This is a genomic window from Dellaglioa sp. CoH-57-MRSF-22 (genome assembly GCF_056781895.1).
Genome location: NZ_JBXAXT010000245.1, coordinates 1 through 249, shown reverse-complemented (window position 1 = coordinate 249; position 249 = coordinate 1). Strand labels below are relative to the sequence as shown.

Here is a 249-nt window from a genome sequence, read left to right as displayed (position 1 = left end):
CGGTTGTTGGCGCATACCCACTTCTCGGCGCACTATTTCCTGACCCACAAATGTGGGTATCACACATTTAGCCGCGAGACGGATGAGAATGGCGTTGGCTGGATTCGGCCCGGCAACGTGACGGAACAGCAGTTTCAAGATTGGTGCGCATTGGTCTACATTGCGACAATCGACCGAATTCTAGACGAAGGAGAAAAGAATTGACAATCGAATACGGAACCAACCGCCCTCACCCGCTCGATCCACGAC

Annotated in this window: 1 protein-coding gene; it reads left to right on the top strand. The window is 53.0% G+C overall.

The features are described 5' to 3' along the window. A partial coding sequence (locus tag AC1RPR_RS08950) for a hypothetical protein (protein WP_481763597.1) occupies positions 1 to 204 on the top strand: 204 nt, incomplete at its 5' end. Between the last annotated feature and the right edge of the window lie 45 nt (positions 205 to 249).